Origin of the sequence: Paraburkholderia sediminicola (genome assembly GCF_902859805.1) — a bacterium.
Lineage (GTDB): Bacteria > Pseudomonadota > Gammaproteobacteria > Burkholderiales > Burkholderiaceae > Paraburkholderia > Paraburkholderia sediminicola.
Map to the genome: position 1 here is coordinate 635,527 of NZ_CADIKC010000002.1, position 19,984 is coordinate 655,510.

Sequence of the window (19,984 nt, forward strand, 5' to 3'; positions counted from 1 at the left end):
CCAGACGATGTACCCGCTCTTTGGCGGAATAGGGTTTTCCGGTCAAGCGGCAACCCGCTCGGGCTCGAACGCGCTGCGCCGCAGTGCAACGCCGTCCGCATCGAACAGATGACATGCGGCAGGCGGAACGTGAATGCAGATGCGCTCGCCCGAACCGATCGGCGTATCGCCCGCAGCCTTGGCGATGAGCGTGCCTCCCGCGTGATCCGCGTGGATATAGCTGTGCTCGCCGAGCCGTTCCGATAGCACCGTGACGCATTGAATGGATTGCTCGTCGCCAGAGAGGCAGAGATGTTCCGGGCGCACGCCGAGCGTGACGGGTTGGCCGCGCTGAAGACGCTGGCCATCGACGTGAGCGACCAGCCGTTCGCCGCTTTCCGTCAGCGTGACGGCCACCTTGCCCGCTTCGATCGAATCGACCACGGCATCGATGAAATTCATTCGCGGCGAACCAATAAAGCCCGCCACAAAGCGCGACTTGGGATGGTGATACAACTCGAGCGGCGCGCCGCTCTGCGCGATGCTGCCGAAGCGTTCGGCGTCCGCTCCTGCGTGCAGCAACACGATTCTGTCGGCAAGGGTCATCGCCTCGACCTGATCGTGGGTCACATAGACCACGCTCGCGTTCACGAAGCGCTGGTGCAGGCGGGCGATTTCGACACGCGTCTGGCCGCGCAATGCCGCGTCGAGATTCGACAGCGGTTCGTCGAACAGGAACACGCCGGGTTCGCGCACGATCGCCCGGCCAATGGCAACACGCTGCCGCTGCCCGCCCGAAAGCGCTTTCGGATAACGGTCGAGGAAAGCGTCCAGTTGCAGAACGCGCGCGGCTTCGCGCACCTTCCGGTCGATCACGTCCTTGGGTTGCTTCGCGAGTTTCAGGCCGAACGCCATGTTGTCGAACACGGTCATGTGCGGAAACAGCGCGTAACTCTGGAACACCATCGCCACGCCGCGCCCGGCGGCGGGCACATCGTTCATCAGGCGGCCGCCGATATGCAGCTCGCCTTCGCTCAGGTCTTCGAGACCGGCGATCATTCTCAGCAGGGTCGACTTGCCGCAACCCGATGGCCCCAGAAAAACGCAGAACTCATGCTGCGCAATCTCGAGATTCACGCGCCGGATCACCGGCGGATGGTCACCGTACGACTTCTGCACGTTCGTAAGACGAATCGTAGCCATGCTGTTGCCTCCTCGATTTAACCGCTTAAATTTTTGTGAAAAATAAACGGCCAGCTCTTGTGCAGCAGGCATTTAATCGCTTAAATTCGAGTTCGAAGGGAAAAGCCATGGTGATGTCTCCTTTGGTGTTTTCCAGCAAGTTATCAACGTCGCCGGTTGCTTGCAACATTTGAATCGCGCTCCCTGAATATGGGATAAACAGAACATGGTCACTCTTTCCGAAGTCGCAAAGCGCGCACACGTCACCGCCGCCACCGTTTCCAACGTCCTGCGCAACCGCGAGAAGGTCCGCCCGGAGACGGCCGAACGCGTGTTGAAGGCCATCGCCGATCTCGGCTACCGGCCCAACCTGAACGCGCGCGCGCTGGCAGAGGGCCGGTCGTCGACTTTGGCCTTGATGCTGTCGAACATCTCGAACCCGTTCTACCCCGAGTTCGTGTTGGCCGCCGAGCGGGCGGCACGCAAAGCGGGATACTTCCTAATGGTTTGCAATACTGACGATGATGCGGAGGTCGGCCGTGCGTATCTGAACCAGATCGCCGGCACACTCGCGGACGGTGTCCTCGTGATGAACACGGACATCAAGTTCAACGAATTGTGCGCGTCGGCCACGCATAGCGCACCGATCTTGCTGGCGATGTGGGAACACCCTGAGGCGCCGCCTGCGCTGCCCTGCATCGCCGTGGATTTTGCGCATGCGGGTGCGCTTGCCGCACAGCATCTGCTCGAACTGGGGCATCGCGAGATCGGCCTGCTTATCGGCGACGGGTGCGGCGGCTTGCAGGATGCGCGCTCCAACGGATTTCGCGCGGTGATGCGCGAAGCTGGAATCGAAACAGACGCTGCCGCGGTGCTGCAAATCCGCGACTCGATCGACGCCGGCTACGCGGCCTGCATGCAGTTGATGGCGAGCTGCTCTCACCTCACCGCAATTTTCGCGACCAACGATCTGCTCGCGATCGGCGCGGCACAGGCGTTGATCACGCTTGGCCGCGCCGTGCCGAACGATGTGTCGGTCATCGGCATCACGGACATTCAACTGGCGCACCAGGTGCATCCTGCGTTGACGACGGTCGCGATCCAGACGTCGACCGTCGCGGAGTTGTCGATCGAGAGTCTAATCCGGCTGATCCAGACGCCCGAACAGCAACCGTCGATGGTGCTCGCGCCGCCGCCGCAACTCGTTGTGCGGGCGTCGACGGGACCGCGGCGCATGAATTGAGGCGCGAGCCTGCGCGTACCGCAGACCGCCCATCACGGCCATCGCCAGCCGCCACGTTTCGCGGCGCAGCGCGCTTCACCCCACATTCAGCAGAAAATGCTGTGGCGGCGCAAAAAAAACGCTCCGCGTATGGTCAAGGGCCCCATGTGATGATTTCTTTGACTGCGGCGTACGCGTAGGATCAACGTGTTAATCGCCCGCAATCGACCGAGTGCGCGCGGCCGCGCCGCCGCATCGATGACTCGCCCTCGCTTCATCATCCAGGGCAACCCGAAGGAGCAACCCCGATGTCTCTCGCATTGACCCGCAAAGAACTGATTCGCCCGCAGAACCTGATCGACGGCAAGTGGATCGACGCCGCCGACGCCGCGCGCTTTCCCGTCACCAACCCGGCCACCGGCGAATTGATCGTCGAAGTCGCGAACAGTGGCGCAGCGGATGCCCGCGCCGCCACCGACGCCGCGGCCCGCGCGTTCCCCGCATGGCGCGACAAGCTGCCGCGCGAACGCGCGGAGATTCTGCGCCGCTGGCACGCGCTGATCGTCGCCAATACCGAAGACCTCGCCAGGCTGATGTCGACGGAACAAGGCAAGCCGCTCGCGGAAAGCCGCGGCGAAGTCGCCTACGGCGCCTCCTACGTCGCGTGGTTCGCCGACGAGGCGACACGCATCTACGGCGATCTGATCCCCCAGCAACAGCGCGGCAAACGCATGAGCGCGGTGAAGGAACCGGTCGGCGTGGTCGCGGCGATCACGCCATGGAATTTCCCGCTGGCGATGATCGCGCGCAAGATCGCGCCCGCGCTCGCAGCCGGATGCACGGTCGTGGCCAAGCCCGCGGAAGACACGCCGCTCACCGCGCTCGCGCTAGCGGCGCTCGCTCAGGAAGCGGGCTTGCCGGACGGCGTGCTGAACATGCTGTCGGCCTCGCGTGACCAGGGCATTGCGGCGGTCGCTGACTGGCTCGCCGACGCACGCGTGCGCAAGATCACGTTCACCGGCTCGACGCCGGTCGGCAAGCATCTCGCCCGAGAATCGGCGGGCACGCTGAAAAAGCTGTCGCTGGAACTGGGCGGCAATGCCCCCTTCATCGTATTCGACGACGCCGATCTCGACGCGGCGGTCACGGGTCTCATGGCCTCCAAGTTCCGCAACGGCGGTCAGACTTGCGTGTGCCCGAACCGGGTGTATGTGCAATCGGGTGTCTACGCGCGTTTCGCCGATCTGCTCGCGAAACGCGTCGCCGCGCTGAAGGTTGCGCCCGCAACCGATCCGGACGCGCAGATCGGCCCGATGATCAACGAACGTGCAATCGACAAGATTGCCCGGCACGTGGAAGATGCCGTCAAACACGGTGCAACAGTGCTGACTGGCGGCAAGCGCCTGACCGAACTCGGCCCGAACTACTATGCGCCGACCGTGCTGACCGATGCACGGGACGACATGATCGTCTGTTGCGAAGAAACCTTCGGACCGGTGGCGCCGCTGTTCCGTTTCAATGATGAAGCCGAAGCGATCCGCCTTTCCAATGACACGCCGTTTGGCCTCGCCGCCTACTTCTACACGCAGGACGTGCGACGCATCAATCGCGTCGCGGCCCAGCTCGAAGCGGGCGTGATCGGTATCAACGAAGGCGCTGTGTCGAGCGAAGCGGCGCCGTTTGGCGGGGTAAAAGAATCGGGCTACGGCCGCGAAGGGTCGAAGTACGGGCTCGACGATTACATGTCGATCAAGTATCTGTGCCAGGGCGGACTGGATTAAGAAGCCGCTGCGCGCTCCATGATCCGGCGCCCCAACGCGGCAGCTTCGAGGAGCTGCTGCGGCGCCGGAACCTCCCCCGGCACACCGGCATTGCACCGTCCACCGCATAACCCGTTATCCTCTTCCTACTGAAGTACTGAAGATCAGGAAACACGGATATGAATCTTAGGGCGTTGCAATGCTTCGTGATTCTGGCGGAGGAGCTCAATTTCAGCCGCGCCGCCGAGCGCTTGCATATTGCGCAGCCCGCGCTCAGTCAGCAGATCCGTTCACTCGAAGAGCGGCTCGGCACGCAGCTGGTCGATCGGGCAAGACGCCCGTTGAGTCTGACCGAAGCCGGCCATTACCTCTGCACGGAGGCGCGTCAGATACTGGGTTCGTTGGAACAGGTGTCTCTTACGGCGCAAGAAATCGGCGTCGGCCGGCGCGGCTGGCTCAGCATCGGCTTCACGCGCTCGGCGATGTACAGCATCCTGCCGCCCGCGCTCAAAGCGTTTCACAACGCGTTCCCGCAGGTCGAACTCAAGCTCTTCGAATTGCTTACCGAGGAGCAAACCGATGCATTGCGCGACATGCGCATTCACATCGGCATCGGGCGGCAGCCGCTTGCGATTGACGGCTGCACGTCCTATCCGCTGCTGCGCGAGCGTGTCATGGTCGCGCTCGAACCGGGTCATCCGCTCGCGGCGCACAAGACCGTGCGAATCGCCGAGCTCGCCGATACGCCCTTGATTCTGTATCCGAAGCACCAGAATGCGCAGTTCAAACGCTCGGTGCAGACGCTCTATCGCGATGCGGGCGTAACCCCAGTCGTCGCTCACCAGGCCTATGAAATTCAGACCGCGATTGCACTCGTAGCTGCGGGCCTCGGCGTGACCTTCATCGGCGAATCGGTTGCGAAGCATGGGCGCACGGACGTCGTGTTCCGCCACCTCAGCGGTCCCGGCTCGTCATACCGATCGACGCTCGCCGCCACCTTCCGCACCGACGACGCCTCACCGCATCTGCGAGCTTTCCTCGCCTGTCTCCCCGCGCCGCTTGCTGACGCCACACTATAAGTAAATACCTATACAAGCATAAGCAAGCGGTCTTGGACTCTCCGTCCGGGCGTTCTTATCATTGACTTCATGCTTCAGCCGTTGTCCGTTCACGAGCGCATCAGCATCAGCATCAGCGCGTGCGAGCACAAGCGGCAACCCCTGAAGCCGGGCCGTCAAACGCGCGGCCAACGGGACACTGTCGGCATTCGATCCGGCAGGCCAACCATAAGAACGCCGCGACGGCTCATGACGCCGTCGCAGCAAGGTAGGAGACAGCATGACCTCATTCGACGAAGCCGCCACCATGCGCAAAGTGTACGGGCGATTAATGCCCCTGCTCTTTGCGATGATGTTCTTCAACTATCTGGACCGGATCAATATCGGATTCGCCGCGCTGGACATGAACAAGCAGTTGGGCTTCAGTCCAGCCGTGTTCGGTTTCGCGGGCAGCATCTTCTTTGTCGGCTACATGTTGCTGGAAGTGCCGAGCAATCTGTTGCTGCACCGGGTCGGCGCGCGCCGCTGGATCGCGCGCATTCTGCTGACGTGGGGCGCGGTTGCGGCAGCCACCGCTTTTGTATTCAACGACTCGAGCTTCTATGTGCTGCGCTTTCTGCTGGGCGTGATGGAAGCGGGCTTTTTGCCTGGCGTGGCGGTCTATCTGACGAAATGGTTTCCGGTGCGCTACCGGGCGCGCGCGGTGGGCGGCTACATCATCGCGGGTTCGTTTTCGGCGGTGCTGGGCGGTCCGATCTCGACAACTTTGATGACCTACGCGAACGGCATTCTCGGTTTGCAGGGATGGCAATGGATGTTCATCCTCGAAGGCATCCCGGCGATGGCGCTCGGTTTGCTGACGCTGCGCATCATGACCGAACGTCCGGCCGACGCCAAATGGCTCTCCGACGACGAAAAGCGCTGGCTCGAATCGACGCTCGCAGCCGAACGCGAAGCTGTCGGCGGTAGCACGCATTTTCCGCTGCTGCGTGTGGCGAGCGACATCCGCGTGTGGAGTCTCGCGTGTCTGTTCGGCTGCGCGCTGGTCGGCATCTATGGCCTGTTCCTGTGGCTGCCGCAGATCGTTAAAAGCCTCGGCCATCTGAGCAACATCGAGGTCGGTTTTCTGTCCGCCGCGCCGCCGCTGCTTGGCGTGTTGGGCACCTTCCTGACCAGCCGCAGTTCCGACCGCACGGGCGACCGCAAGAAGCACCTCGCCTTCGTGTACGGCATGAGCGCATTGGCGATTGCCGGTAGTGCATACGCGCCGAACCCTGTGATCGCCTACGCACTGCTGTGCCTGACCGGCTTGTTCATCTATGCGGGTAACCCGCTGTTCTGGAGCCTCGCGTCGTCGTTCAGAACCGGTGCCGCGGGCGCCGCGACGATTGCGCTGATCAACACCATCGCACAGTTCGGAGGGCTGGTCGGTCCCTGGAGCATTGGGCTGGTGCGCAACGCCACCGGCAACTTCAAGCTGGCCTTGCTGACGATCGCCGCGTTTCTGGTGGTCGCGACGATCATCGCGCTCGTGATGCGTGTCACGCCGGCTGAAGATGAAGCCGCCTCGCTCGCGACCGGTGACCCTGCCCCGCGCATCTGAGCGCTCTGACCGGCGAGATAGCGAACGTAGCGAACGCACAGCACGGACAGCTAAACATCCACAAAGACATCACCGGATTTTCACACCATGATCATCGATTGCCACGGTCACTACACCACCTCGCCGCCGCAGCACGAGGCCTGGCGCGCGCAGCAGATCGCCGCGCTGAAAAACGGCGGCTCGCCGCCACCGCGCCCCCTCATTACCGACGACGAAATTCGCGAGAGCATCGAAACCGGCCAGATCCGCATCCAGCGCGAACGCGGCACCGACCTCACGATCTTTTCGCCGCGCGCCGCCGGCATGGGGCACCACCTCGCCACGGCCGAAGCCAATGCAGTCTGGTCGAGCGAATCCAACAACCTCATCCATCGCGTGGTGTCGCTGTTTCCGCGCAACTTCGTCGGCGTGTGCCAGTTACCGCAAGCGCCTGGCGTGGCGCCGGCCAATTGCGTCGCCGAACTACGCCGTTGCGTGGAAGAGCTGGGGTTTATCGGTTGCAATCTGAATCCGGATCCTTCCGGCGGACACTGGTCGGGGCTGCCGATCACGGACCGCTCGTGGTATCCGCTCTATGAAGCGATGGTGGACCTGAACGTGCCGGCGATGATTCATGTGTCTTCGTCGTGCAATCCGAATTTTCATGCGACGGGCGCGCATTACATCAACGGTGACACCTCGGCATTCATGCAGTTGCTGCAGGGCGATCTGTTCGCCGACTTCCCGACCTTGCGCTTCATCATTCCGCACGGCGGCGGCGCAGTGCCCTATCACTGGGGCCGCTATCGCGGGCTCGCGCAGGACATGAAGCGGCCGCTGCTCAGCGAGTACCTGATGAAGAACGTGTTCTTCGATACCTGCGTGTATCACCAGCCCGGCGCCGAACTGCTCGCCAAAGTCATTCCGGTCGAGAACATTCTGTTCGCCTCGGAAACCATCGGCGCGGTTCAGGGTATCGATCCGGAAACCGGCCACTACTACGACGACACGCGACGCTACATCGACGCCATCGAATGGCTCAGCGCCGCGGACCGTCAGCGTATCTACGAAGACAACGCCCGCGCGGTGTACCCGCGGCTGTCCCATCAACTCGAGCAGCAATTCGCCACGCAAGGGGCAACGGTATGACTGTCACGACGAATCCCATCGGCTGGCGCGAACACGAATCCGCACCTCAGGCCAACCCGGCAACGCTCGACGCATTGCGTGAACTGGCGGTTTCGCTGCTGAGCGACAACATGGCGCGCGCGAGCGGCATGGTCGGCTTGCGGCCGTATCATCAGCCCAAACCGATGGCCGGCACCGCGGTCACGGTCCACACCCGCCCCGGCGACAACCTCGCGATTCATCGCGCGTTCGACTTTTGCCGGCCGGGCGACGTGCTCGTGATCGACGGCGCCGGAGAACTCACGCAAGCATTGATGGGCGAGATCATGGCCAGCTTCGCTGAGAGCCTGGGCGTGCAGGGCCTTGTGATCGACGGCGCGATCCGCGATGTCGGCGCGCTACGTCAGCGCGATTTTCCGGTGTACGCGCGCGGTGTGACGCATCGCGGGCCGTACAAGAACGGTCCTGGTGAGATCAATGTGCCTGTGACAGTCGGCGGGATGGTGGTTCATCCTGGGGACATCATCGTTGGCGATGAAGACGGCTTGCTCGCGATCTCGCCTGCCGACGTGGAAGCGGTGATCGAAGGCGCACGGCGGCAGAATGCGAAGGAAACGGCGGCGTTGAAGTCGATCGCCAATGGCTGTTTCGACCGTTCGTGGGTCGTGCCGCATCGCGACCGGATGATGAACGGCTGATGAACGGCGGACTTCGCGCGCGACGCCAAAGCGTGCATGATGCTGGCTGGTTCCTGCCGCGTACCGCAAGTCACGGCGAACCGGCTAACATCGTCCCAATCCTGCAGGAATCGTGTGCTTTATAGCGAAATTCATGGCTGAATATCTGAACGCTGCAATGCTCCTTGAACTCGCGCAACGTGCGGAGCAGCGCGTTGCCGCGCCCTGCATGTGTACAAAAACACCGCTGGACGGCTGGCACTCGCAGCCGCTTTCTCTCGACGAAACGCAGTTCAAGGAGATCGGCACGCTTGCGCCGGAAGAGGATCCGGAACCCACGTTCAGCGAATACCTGCCGGGCAAAACGACCTACTGGTCGGCCGATGCCCCCATCGCGCCGCGTTACTTCCCGTACAACCGCTGTGCCGTCTGGCAGTGCGCCTTGTGCGACCGTCTTTATCTGCGCTACACGGAAGGAGGCGGCTACTTCGTCGATCGCAGGATTCGCGCTGTACAGTCGGCGTTGATCGAGGACGTTCCGCTTCCCGAGTAACGTTAGAAGTACAGCGCGCGAACCTAGTGTCCAGGCTTCAGCGCCGCGTACGTCCCCGGCGTGATTCCATAGGCCCGCTTGAAAAGCCGGTTGAGATGGCTTTGATCGTAAAAGCCGACGGCCGCGGCAGCGGTCGCCGCACTATGCCCCGCCGCAAGCATGCGCTTGGCCGCGAGCAGCCGCACCTGCGTGGCATAGGCGTGCGGCGGCAGGCCAAACTCTTTGCAGAAGGCACGCGTGAGGTAGTAGCGGCTCAGTCCGACCAGTTCCGCCAGTTCATCGACCGGAATATCGCGCGCATAGTTTGCTGCGACGTACTCCCGTACCTGCGCCATCTTGTGAGCTTCGCGCCGCGCTTCGCCAAGCTCGTGCCGCGATTGCCCATATCGCCCGACCAGCATCCCCATTGCCGCCCACCAGTTCGCCTGCCGCTCCATCAGCGAGACCGAGCCGTGCTGGTCGAGACTCGCATGCGCCTTGACCAGCAGGCCGGCCAGATGCGCATCCTGATAGAGCCCGGGTGGAATCAGAAGCGGTTTGTCCGGACGCGAATCGGGCGAAAACACAGCACCCAGCGCGCCCAGGCCCTCCATGTCGAGATAGATTGCGCGGTAATTCCATTCGCGGCCTTCCCACACCTCGCCGCTGTGATATTCGCCCGGTCCGAACACGAGCACACTACCGGGCCCGGCGACCTCGCTGCCGGTACGCGTATGACACTGCCCCGCACCGGACTGCGTCATGACAATGACGAGTTCGTCGTGCAGATGCCGGTCGAATTTGTGCTCGCCGTAGCGGGCGCTCGCGAGACAGGCGCCGTCGAGCGCGCCGTCTCGCCAGCACACCACTTCCGGCTCGCTTTTATCCGATGTGTCCATGACTCGCTCTCCCGGGATGCCCTTCAAACCAGCTCTATTCTGACCCGGCGATTGCGGCGCCCCTTGTTTTCTATCTTCACAATGCGGATCGGTTTCGATTGCGCCGTGTTGGTCAGATGCGTGCCGCCGCAAGCTTGCCGGTCCAGGTCGCCGATTTCGACGATTCGCACCGTGCCGTCGGAGGTCGGCGGCGGCGCCACCGAGAGGCTGCGGATCAGGCCTTGCGTCGACTTTGCTTCGGCTGCGCTCACGTAGTAGGTGCGTACGTCCATGGCGCTGCGGATCACCTCGTTGGCAGGCTCCTCGAGCAGGCGCAGTGCGTCGTTATCCGCCTCGGGCAGATCGAAGTCCATGCGCGCGGTGCCGTCGGCATTGATCTGCGCGCCGGTCACGAGTGCGCCGGCAAAGCGCTGATACACGAGGGCGTTGAGAATATGCGTGGCGGTATGAAGCTGGGCGACGGTGGAACGCCGGGCCGCGTCGACGGCCACGTGGACGTCGCCATTCAATTCGAGCGGCTCGTCGAGCAGATGCCAGAGCATGCCGCCTTCCGGCGCGACGCCGGTAATGCGGACGGCGCCGTGCGCGTGCGTCAGCGTGGCGGCGTCCGAGACCTGGCCTCCACCGCCCGGGTGCAAGGCCGTGCGGCCCAACACGACGGCGCCGGGCCGCGAGGCGATCACGCTCGTTTCAAATTCGAGTAAGTCCGGCTGCTCATGGCAAAGATAGTGCGCCACCTTGAATTCCCCGCATGAAATGACTGATTACGCCTAGGATACTCAGTCTCATGGGAGGTCGTCTTGGTCAAAAATGCTCTGCGCAGTCGGGGCCGGACCATGGCCGCCCGTCTTTGGGGGATCGGGCGAAAGACGGCCGGTAAGCCGCCACGCCCTTGTGCGATCAGACGGACAGCGTCTGCTGAAGGTTCAGATTGGGCGAATTGAGCGCCAGATCCGTATTCAGATTAGGCAAATTGAACGAACCGTTGCCGGAAACCGTCTGGTCGAGGCCGCCTTGCGCTGCCCACTGGAAGTTGCCCACGCCGGAAACACCGTCCGCACCGGACACGTCGTGCGTCTCGATCTGCTTGTAGACGTCCGGATTCTGCAGCATGTACGACGCTGCGGCGGACACGTCGGACGGCGTGCCGGCGGGCGGATTGTTGGCGAGCTTGTAGAGCTGATCGGGATCGAGCGACGAGATGCCGTTCTGGCTCATATAGCTTGCCAGCGCGCCGGACGCGCTTTGCGCATCCATCATGGCGCCTTGGGTCGACGTCGAATCCAGCGTATCGGTCGTGCTCGGCGACGGCTCGCTATCCAGGCCGCCCTGCGCCGCCCACTCGAAGTTGCCCACGCCGGAAATGCCGTCCGCACCGGACACGTCGTGCGTCTCGATCTGCTTATAGACGTCCGGATTCTGCAGCATGTACGACGCCGCGGCGGACACATCGGGCGGCGTGCCGGCAGGCGGATTGTTGGCCAGCTGATAAAGCTGATTCGGATCGAGCGACTTGATGCCGTTCTGGTTCATGTAGCTGGCGAGCGTGCCCGACGCATTCTGCGCCATTGCGTTCTGCCCCACCGACGACGAACTCTGCTGCAGCACCTGGTTGATCATCGCGTCGACTTGCTGCTCGAGCTGCTGGATGGACTGATCTTCTGAAGAGAACGACGAGTCGAAGCTGGGTGTGGAAAGACTCGAGACGGCGTCGTTGGCGATAGCGGTCATGGGATCCTCTGCAAGGAAAGATAGACCGCCATCGGTCATGCGGATGTGAAACGGAACACAGCGGCGGTCCGGGGTCGTCTAATGCTAATTGGGCCAACCGGGCCGGTTTCTGCCCATGCGAAAAGCGGGCCGAAAATGCGAAGCCATGTCTGTGCGAGAGGGAATGCGTGGCATCCGGCACTGCGGATCACTGGACTTGTGCGGCGCCGCGCGCGGCCTGCTCTTCGCAGTAAGCCAGGTACTTATCGTAGGCCTGCTGCGGCGGCGTTTTGGCGTACTGTCCGTACAAACGGTCGATGAAGGTCGTCAATTCCGCCTGCGCGTACAACTGTCGTTCGATCGGCATCGCCGCCGCTATGCGTTGCGCCTTGCGCAATTCGTCTTCCTTGCTGATGCCCGCATCGCGGTCCTGCGCAATCAGCTTCGCGTTGTTCGCACGCGTCGTGCAGACCTGCGTCATTGCCGACGAAGCCTGTGCATGCGCGGATAACGGACTCAGCGCCGTGGCTGACGCAATCAGCACTGTCACGGTCACGCCGCGTACGAATGGCAGACAGGGAGCGCGAAGTGAGTCGCTTCGGGTTAAGCCGATCATCCAGTCCTCGTTGTATTCGATGGTGAAAGCCTGCCGTCGAGCAGCGTCGCCGCGGTTTCGTCGTCGGCAAAACGACTGATCGACAGCACGTGATCCAGCGCCCAGACGCAGTGAAACCAGCCAGTTGGAATCACCAGCAGATCGCCCGGTTCGAGCGTGACGTCCACACCAACCGCACCGGCAAAGCGCGGAAAGCGTGTCAGGTCCGGAGCCGCTACGTCGACGCGGCAAGGACGATACGTGTTGAATGCATCGAGCGCGTAGACGGCGCCTTCCTGAGCCGGCGCATAGAGCCGCACGCGCTTGCGGCCGTGAATCTGAGCGAGAAACGAATTCGCCAGATCGCAGTGCAAGCGCGTGACCAGTGCGGCGGCGCTGGCCCGCCCGAACCACAGTTGCCCCGCGCCGAACGTGCGCGCCGGCAGCATCGGCAGAGAAAAACGCGCTTCCCATGCGGGCGGCAGGAGGCAGCCTTCCGTGTAGGTGGCGGCGCCTGTATTGGCGAGAGGCTGCACCGCGAAGCCATCGATGAAATCGGCAACGGTTTGCGCAAGGCCGCTCGACGGATTCGTGCGCAGCACTGTCGCACCCTCGTGAGTGCGCCAATCGTCGAGTGTCCAGGCGACTTCGGGCCAGTTCACCATGCCGCGCAATACGAGCGGGACGGAGGCATCGAGCGTGTCCGCCAGCGCCGCGTGGAGGTCCTGCTCATCGCAGCCGCCGGCCTGCAGCGTCTGCACCTTCGCCAGCGCTGCGGGTGCGCGCCGCCGGGCTCGCTCCAGCGCCATGCGAGCCGCCACCGAGGGCCGCTTGAGCAGTTGCAGCCAGTAAGCGGCGAGCCGCTCAGCGCCGTCGAGACGCACGCCACCGAATGCCATGGCCGCCGCACTGCGCGGATCGAAGCCGGTAGGATCGTCGAGCATCGCGCTCAACAACGCGCGGCTCAGCGTGATGCGAGCCGCGGCGTGGTGCATGCCGTCAGGCGGGATTGGCGTCGACTCGATCCGCGGACCGAACGTGAAACGACGGCTGGCATCCGCGCAATCGCTGACGATCAGATCGACGGCCACCGCTTGCGGCGGCGCCACGTAATGTTCGCCGAGCCGCGCTTCCAGAAGCGCGCTGAGTTCGACATGCGCCGTCATGCTCACCATGGCTTGCGCCAGTAGACCGCTTGCGTGTTGACACGCGTCAGCGGTGCGTCGATGCGATGCACGGCGCGGTATTCGTCGACGGCGCGCGCGCAGCCGGTTGGCAGGCCATAGTCGTCGACGATCACGAAGCCACCCGGCGACAAACGCGGATACAAGGCGTCGAGTGCGTCACGGGTCGAGTCGTACCAGTCGCCATCGAGCCGCATCAGTGCAAGGCGCTCGATCGGCGCGTCCGGCAATGTATCGGCGAACCAGCCCGGCAGGAATCGCACCCGGCGATCGAGCAGGCCCGCGCGCGCGAAGGCTTCGCGCACGGTGGCCAGATCGCTGCGCAGCAGGCCGACAGCGCGCATCAGGTGATGCCAGATGGCATCGCGCAAATCGGTGGCGGGGTTCGGCGCGGGCAGACCCGCGAACGAATCGGCCACCCATACGTTGCGGCCAAAGCCGCCGAACGCGGTCAGCGCGGCACGCATCAGAATCGTCACGCCGCCGCGCCATACGCCCGTTTCGATGAAGTCGCCCGGCACGCGCTCGTCGATCACAACGCGCGCCAACTCGACGACGTTATCGAGCAGCACGTCGTCGCACATAGTCAAACGACGCGACTCGTGGTGCATGTGGTTGAGTGCGTCCGCCATACGTGCCGGCTCAATACCGGCGACCTCGGCAGCCGTGCGATGCAACGGTGCGAGCCATTCGGCGAATACCTGGTCCGCATCGGCGAGCCGTTCGGCGCAATCGTCGGCGGTGATTGGCGCAGTTTGGGCCGAGGCGGTTTGCGCGAGGTCGTTAGTGTCAGCCGCGCCGCCAATGTAACGGCGGATCATCGCCAGGTACGCATAGGCGCGCTCGTCGTCGGCGACCAGCATGGATAGCTGCGACTCGGGGCCGGACAAAGAAGCGGAAGGAGGACTCGAAGGATTCAATTCCATCGCGGATTCGGGTGGGCGCTCGGGCCGTTAGCGGAAGAGATGTGTGCGCAGGAAAGCCGCTACGAGCACGGCTCGGCGCCGCGGCAAGCCCGAACCAGTATCGACCCACGCGAGTCCCCGTTCGGCTGAATTGCGAACGGATGCATGCTCATGCGAACCGCCGACGCTCGCCGCCTTCGTGCCTTCGTGCCTTCGTGCCTTCGTGCCTTCGTGCCTTCGTGCCTTCGTGCCTTCGTGCCTTCGTGCCTTCGTGCCTTCGTGCCTTCGTGCCTTCGTGCGCCAGCATATCTGCCCACCCACTACGTGCGGTTTTCAATGCAGTCTTTCGTGTCGAGCCACGCAACAGCGTGCCGGATCAGGTGTGATGGCAACATCGCCCGCCTTCCCCTTCCGCCAATGACTGGTTTGCCGCCCCGCCCCGCGCAGTTGCTGCGCCTGTCGATGACCTGCCTCGTGGCAGGCAGCCTGCTCGCACTCGCCGGCTGCGCGACGCCGCCTAAACCGCCTCCGCCGACTGCCGACGAGTCCTTGCCCGTGGCCTTGCGCGCCAGCCAGGACGAGGTGCTCCAGGAAGTCATGACCACCCACGGCGACGAGACCTACATATGCCGGCGCATCAAGGCGAGCGCGGCCGCGCTGCCTGACACGCTCCCTGGCGTCGCCCGCGACGGCACGCAACTGCTCTGGGATCCTTTGGGTTCCGAAGCAATCCTCGTCGACGCCGCCGGTCAAAGCGTCGGCACCGTCGCGCCGGGCCGCTACTTTCTCTCTTACGACGGCAGCTACGTGATCGGAAACGTCGCCGCCGAAAGCCAGGTGGGCGCCAATGCGCTGACATGGGCACGCTACACGGCCCGCTTCGTCGCGGCCCCACGCCCGGGCGAGGGTCGTTTCGCCGACGTCAGCTCGATCCAGCGCATCGACACCTCGGGCGGCTTGCCGCCGCAACCGTCGTGCGAACTCGAGGGCGCGCATCTGCTCGTGCCATATGGCGCGACCTATATGTTCTACCGCGCCAAAGGCCGCGCGCCGGTCGCCTTGTCGGCAAATCAGACCCGGCAGTAACCGAGGAGTCGACGATGCAATTCGGTTTGTTCATGACGTTGCCGGCTCCTGAGCCTGCGCCCGCAGCCGAGCTTTACCAGCGCGCGATCGCGATGGCCGAAGCCGCCGATACGCTCGGTTTCAGCCACCTGTGGCTGGCCGAACATCACTTCACGAACTACTCGCACTCGTCGCGGCCGCTGATGCTGCTGTCCCATATCGCCGCGCGCACCCGCCATCTGCGCCTCGGCCCGGCGATCGTGCCGGTGCCGCTGCATCATCCGCTCGTGATCGCGGAAGAGCTCGCCACGCTCGACGTGCTGAGCGGCGGACGTGTCGAAGCCGGCCTCGGCAGCGGCTATCAACGCTATCAGTACGAGCGCTTCCAGCTCGTCAAAGGCGCCACCTCCGCCCGCGACGACGAAGCGATCGACGTACTATTGCAAGCACTACGCGAACCCGTGTTCGAGCATCAGGGCGAGTACTTCAACATTCCCCGCACCGGCCTCGTCCCGCAGCCGCTGCAACGCGCGATGCCGGTGTGGCTCGTCGTCAACTCAAGCCGGCGGGCCTCGGTCGAACAGGCGGTGCGACGGCGCGCAAATCTCTTCACCGGCGTGCTCGAACCCATTTCGAAACTGACCGACGTGCGGCGTCACTATCCGGACCTCGCTGCCGCGCTCTCGACAGTGCGCATCGGCACGCAGCGACCGGTGTTCGTCGCGCAAAACGAAGCGCAGGCCCGCGAGGCCGTCGAGCATGGGCGCTGGAACGGACGCGCAACCCTGCGCCTGCGTCACGACATGGGCGACGTGGTGGACGGCATCGTGCCGGCCCAACCGCTACCGGACGAACCATCCGACGACGCGCTGCGCAACGATTTCCTCGTGATCGGCACCGCAGAAGAATGCATTCATCAACTGCGCCGGATTCAAGCCGGCCTCGGCTGCGATTACTTCAGCGCGAGCTTCTGGTTCGGTTCGATGCCGCACGACATGGCGATGGAATCGTTGCGCCGGTTCGCACGCGATGTGATGCCCGCATTCGCGAACGGTGCGCTTGCAGCGGCCACCCAGCAAGCGCCGGCACCGCGCCCGCAATGGGAATCCACATTGGCGTGGTGAACGCATTCAGTGCGCATGGCACGCGCTCGTGCGGATGACATTCACGGCCGCCACGTTCGCATCCCCGGCCCTCACTTCGGACTTCCAGCACTGCAATGTGACGTGGCGATGAAAATTCGTCATCGTCGGCGAGTTGCCGACGCGACCGTCCTCACATGGGAGACCGCTCGTGCCATTCGGGATTCGCAACCCTTTCTCACGCGGCGCACCGCCCGTTCAGCAACAGCAACAGCCTGCGGCCCCGCAGGCTAATCAGCCGCAGAACAACGTCCCGCTACCCGAGACGAGAGTGGTTGGCGGCCCGCTCGACAAGCTGCGCGCATTGCGCAACCATCTGCCCAGCGCGCCGGTGCAGACGCCGCTTGCACATGGGCAGACGCAGAGTGACCCGATGCCGCAAGGCTCGCCCCTCAACGATCTGACCGGCAGCGGTGCGAACAGCGCCTTCACGCCGTTCCATTCCCGGACCACCGTACGCGCATCGCGGCCCGCGCCGGATATCCTGCCGAGCCCTGGGCAAATGCACACGCCGAAGGCCAACGCGAGCACGCCGCTTGGCGTCAATTCGCACAACAACACCAACGTGAAGACTGCGGTCGGCAAGAACGAGCGCGCCTTGTCGCAAGCAAACACCGAACTGCGCGACGTGGCCGCGGCCGACGCGCATCTTGCCGAAAGCTTTCCGGCTGAAGCGGGCACGCAATTCGAAACTGAGCGCAACACGCTGCTCGCCAACATCCGCGACGCGATTCCGCAAGGTCAGCGCGGCGACCCGCCGCTCGCGAAGTCGCGCTATCTCGGTCACGCGCTCGCTGAAGCGACCGGCGGCAACGTGCAACGCGCAAGCGACGTGCTCGACGTGCTGCAAGGCACGAACCAGAATCCCACTCCGCAGCAAATGCGCGACACGTTCGCGACCCGCTGCGCGATGGCGCGCTCGCGAGCCGCGTTCCACGCGCTGCGCAACGTCGAAGCGGCGCCGCCAATGGGCGGCAACATCCAGGCGCCCACCGACCGCGACCGCAAGGTGCACACGGAAGCCGACTGGCAAACCTGGCGCGCCGCCGACACGCTGCTGTCGGCATGGCCGAACGGCATGGAAAAACCCGGCACGCTGCGCGAACTCGGAGAGTCGGCGAACGCCATGCTGCCGGCCGCCGAACGCGACGCCAACACCCAGGTCGCCCAAAGCCAGCAACAGGCTGCGATCAGCCTCGCGCTGACGCCGCACACGCAGACCGCCAAGGCAATGCTGTGCGGCAACGCATTGCTCGAGAGTCCGCGCGCGCAACCGCAAACGCATCTTCGATCAGCCTACCTGGCGCATCGCAACGGCATTGCCGAAGCCGATGTCGGCCAGGTGCAGAACCGCATGTACTCGGTGGTCAAGCACGCGCAGCGCAACGCGACGTCGGCGCGCACCGGCTCTTGGATGAATCGCACGGCGCAGCGGTTTCGCAGCGGCGTCAAGCAAAGCTTCGGCCACGAAAAGGATCCCATCTCGGCGCTCGGCATGGGCACGGCCGGCGGTTTGATGGATCACCCGGACAAGGATTTCAGCACGCTGCAATCCATCGACACGGTGGTCGACGCGCTGAACACGCAAGTGGTGGGCGCGCCGCACCGGCGGCGCGGCGAAGCGCCGAGCAATGCCACGATGAACGCCGCCGTGCGCGCCGCCGCGCTGCGCAACTGGAAGGCGAGCATCGGCACCAAGGGCTGGTTGCGCGACGACACGAAATTCGGCCGTCTGCAACGCAATCAGATTGCGCGCGACGTAGCCGGCGCGCTGAACGTCGACAAGGACACGGTGCGCAACAGCCCGGCGTTCCGCGACCTGCCGAAGATGAACGCCGAGACCCTGCGCGCCTGGGCAACCGACTCGGGCGCGGATATGAACGCGCGGATCGGCACGACCGACCGCACGCTCGCCCAGAATCTCGACCGCATGCAGGCGATCCGCCAGGATCCGGTGGCGACGCCGGCCACGCCGCAAGGCAACATCGATTCGCTGTGCCATCTGGTCGACAACGTGCCGAAAACGTGGAGCGTGCAGATGTCGAGCGGCGGCGTCTACGGGCTCGACGCGAACATCTCCGAGAACATCGCGACCGCGCTCGGCCTCGTCGGCGCCCCGAGCGCTTCAGTGGCGCCGGACGTGCGCTATCTGAAAGGCCGTCATGCGGTGCTCGAAGTCGGTTCCACCTCGCATCACGGCGAAATCTTCATCGGCACCGACAACCGTAAATCTGCGCACCTGGGCGTCGGCGGCTTTATCGGCTGGTCGCTCGCGGGCGGCAAGGCAATGGCGAGCGGCTACGGGTCTCTCGTCGGCGGCCGCGACACCAGCAATCCGCGCGGCGTGGTGATCCGCACGCCGTTCAACCAGACCGGCAACGCTGATGAAAATGCCTGGCGCGGCAAGATGACCGACGTGGTGCGCACGCTCGGCGGCTCCGGTCCCGGCGGACAACTGCCGCGCACGAAAGATGAAATGTGGAACGGCATGGCCGACAGGTTCTTTGCCGATCCGGACGTGTCGATTGGCTGGGTCGACAACAAGAGCCGTTCGAACTACGGCTCGCTCGCAGTGACGGGCGGTGCGCGTTATGTGACCCCGGCCAACGTCAAGTTCGGGCCGCTCGTGACGGGCGAAGCCGTGTTCAGTTCGAGCAAGGCTCACTCGACCGATCAGAGCGGCGCACGCAATGTCGACAAATCGAGCAGCGGGCATCGGTTCGCGGTCAACGGCAGCGCCACGCTGGTATCGAGCCCGCCGCCCGTGCCGATCGGCAACGCCGGGCCTTTTAACTCGCTGTCGTTTTCGAGCGCGCCGCTGGTCGGCTTCGGCACGACCTTGATGCAAACGGGCACCGGTTCGACGCTGCGGCTCTATGAAGAGAGCGGCGACATCGTGCCCGAGCGCACCTATCGCGACACCGAGTTCACCAGCGTCGGCAATTACCTGCAATACATCGACAGCCGCCATGATGCATGGACGCATTCGATGAACGGCAGCCAGGAGCTGGACACGTATCAGACCAAGGTCAAGCTCAACGCGACGCGCGGCAATCAGTACTATGGCGAGCGGCAGCGCATCGTGCCGGAAGCCGCGGCCGAAATCAACGCGTATCGCGGCACGCTGCGGATGTTCGAACAGGGCGGACGCACGCCGACCCCGAACGAGCAGCAGGAGATGCTGCGGATTCGCGGTGAGATCGCACGCCTGCTCGAGTCGCCGACAAGCTGGACGAATCATGTGCTGTACAGCTATGAGTCGAATTCGGCGTCGCGCACGTCGGGGCTCTCGTACGTCGGCACGGCGCAGGCGGTCAAGCAGGTCAGCGCGCAGCGGGAACTCAGTTCGTTGTCGGTGCCTTGA

Annotated in this window: 17 protein-coding genes and 2 pseudogenes; 10 read left to right on the forward strand and 9 right to left on the reverse strand. The window is 64.0% G+C overall.

Going from position 1 to position 19,984, the window contains the following annotated elements:
* Positions 1-42 precede the first annotated feature (42 nt).
* Both R8871_RS11395 and R8871_RS11400 read right to left on the reverse strand, forming a co-directional pair.
* Entirely contained in the window at positions 43-1,182 is a 1,140-nt protein-coding gene (locus R8871_RS11395) for an ABC transporter ATP-binding protein (RefSeq protein WP_175050530.1), read from the reverse strand.
* A gap of 25 nt (positions 1,183-1,207) precedes the next feature.
* Positions 1,208-1,351, reverse strand: a complete 144-nt coding sequence (locus R8871_RS11400; protein ID WP_175050531.1) for a hypothetical protein — start codon at positions 1,349-1,351, stop codon at positions 1,208-1,210.
* 36 nt (positions 1,352-1,387) lie between these two features.
* Between R8871_RS11400 and R8871_RS11405 the strand changes: the two genes are divergently transcribed.
* The 7 genes from R8871_RS11405 (at position 1,388) to R8871_RS11435 (ending at position 9,141) form a co-directional block, all read left to right on the forward strand.
* Positions 1,388-2,404 carry a LacI family DNA-binding transcriptional regulator gene (locus R8871_RS11405; RefSeq protein WP_175050532.1) on the forward strand — a complete coding sequence of 339 codons (1,017 nt, stop codon included), beginning with the start codon at positions 1,388-1,390 and terminating at the stop codon, positions 2,402-2,404.
* A gap of 287 nt (positions 2,405-2,691) precedes the next feature.
* Entirely contained in the window at positions 2,692-4,164 is a 1,473-nt protein-coding gene (locus tag R8871_RS11410) for an NAD-dependent succinate-semialdehyde dehydrogenase (protein WP_175050533.1), read from the forward strand.
* Between the two features lie 158 nt (positions 4,165-4,322).
* Complete coding sequence (locus R8871_RS11415) at positions 4,323-5,222, forward strand: LysR family transcriptional regulator (protein ID WP_175050534.1); 900 nt, start codon at positions 4,323-4,325, stop codon at positions 5,220-5,222.
* Positions 5,223-5,481: 259 nt separating this feature from the next.
* Positions 5,482-6,804 (forward strand): MFS transporter, encoded by a 1,323-nt coding sequence (locus tag R8871_RS11420; RefSeq protein WP_175050535.1) that lies wholly within the window; start codon positions 5,482-5,484, stop codon positions 6,802-6,804.
* 87 nt (positions 6,805-6,891) lie between these two features.
* Positions 6,892-7,932, forward strand: coding sequence for an amidohydrolase family protein (locus tag R8871_RS11425; RefSeq protein ID WP_175050536.1), 1,041 nt, complete (start codon positions 6,892-6,894; stop codon positions 7,930-7,932).
* A complete protein-coding gene (locus R8871_RS11430; RefSeq protein ID WP_054039343.1) occupies positions 7,929-8,609 on the forward strand; it encodes an RraA family protein in 681 nt (226 codons plus the stop codon). The genes R8871_RS11425 and R8871_RS11430 overlap by 4 nt, the downstream gene beginning before the upstream one ends.
* 133 nt (positions 8,610-8,742) lie before the next feature.
* Positions 8,743-9,141 (forward strand): hypothetical protein, encoded by a 399-nt coding sequence (locus R8871_RS11435; RefSeq protein WP_175050537.1) that lies wholly within the window; start codon positions 8,743-8,745, stop codon positions 9,139-9,141.
* 23 nt (positions 9,142-9,164) lie between these two features.
* On the opposite strand, the gene R8871_RS11440 is transcribed toward R8871_RS11435, so the two are convergent.
* From R8871_RS11440 to R8871_RS11465, 7 genes and pseudogenes are all read right to left on the reverse strand, one after another.
* The gene (locus R8871_RS11440; protein WP_175050538.1) at positions 9,165-10,019 is read right to left on the reverse strand and encodes an AraC family transcriptional regulator; all 855 of its coding nucleotides are present in this window, start codon (positions 10,017-10,019) and stop codon (positions 9,165-9,167) included.
* Between the two features lie 23 nt (positions 10,020-10,042).
* Positions 10,043-10,756, reverse strand: a complete 714-nt coding sequence (locus tag R8871_RS11445; protein WP_175050539.1) for an alanyl-tRNA editing protein — start codon at positions 10,754-10,756, stop codon at positions 10,043-10,045.
* 211 nt (positions 10,757-10,967) lie between these two features.
* A pseudogene (locus R8871_RS38930) lies at positions 10,968-11,288 on the reverse strand (hypothetical protein); the annotation flags it as partial.
* 41 nt (positions 11,289-11,329) lie between these two features.
* Positions 11,330-11,585 (reverse strand): annotated as a pseudogene (locus tag R8871_RS38935) (hypothetical protein); the annotation flags it as partial.
* A gap of 352 nt (positions 11,586-11,937) precedes the next feature.
* Positions 11,938-12,279 carry a hypothetical protein gene (locus R8871_RS11455; protein WP_175050541.1) on the reverse strand — a complete coding sequence of 114 codons (342 nt, stop codon included), beginning with the start codon at positions 12,277-12,279 and terminating at the stop codon, positions 11,938-11,940.
* Positions 12,280-12,341: 62 nt separating this feature from the next.
* Entirely contained in the window at positions 12,342-13,499 is a 1,158-nt protein-coding gene (locus R8871_RS11460) for a cupin-like domain-containing protein (protein ID WP_175050542.1), read from the reverse strand.
* Positions 13,493-14,434, reverse strand: coding sequence for a TylF/MycF/NovP-related O-methyltransferase (locus R8871_RS11465; RefSeq protein ID WP_217468897.1), 942 nt, complete (start codon positions 14,432-14,434; stop codon positions 13,493-13,495). The genes R8871_RS11460 and R8871_RS11465 overlap by 7 nt, the downstream gene beginning before the upstream one ends.
* Before the next feature lie 396 nt (positions 14,435-14,830).
* Between R8871_RS11465 and R8871_RS11470 the strand changes: the two genes are divergently transcribed.
* From R8871_RS11470 to R8871_RS11480, 3 genes are all read left to right on the forward strand, one after another.
* Positions 14,831-15,499, forward strand: a complete 669-nt coding sequence (locus R8871_RS11470; RefSeq protein WP_175050543.1) for a DUF3455 domain-containing protein — start codon at positions 14,831-14,833, stop codon at positions 15,497-15,499.
* A 14-nt stretch (positions 15,500-15,513) separates the two neighbouring features.
* The gene (locus R8871_RS11475; RefSeq protein WP_175050544.1) at positions 15,514-16,602 is read left to right on the forward strand and encodes an LLM class flavin-dependent oxidoreductase; all 1,089 of its coding nucleotides are present in this window, start codon (positions 15,514-15,516) and stop codon (positions 16,600-16,602) included.
* A gap of 169 nt (positions 16,603-16,771) precedes the next feature.
* On the forward strand, positions 16,772-19,984 hold the full coding sequence (locus R8871_RS11480; protein ID WP_175050545.1) for a hypothetical protein: 3,213 nt from the start codon (positions 16,772-16,774) through the stop codon (positions 19,982-19,984).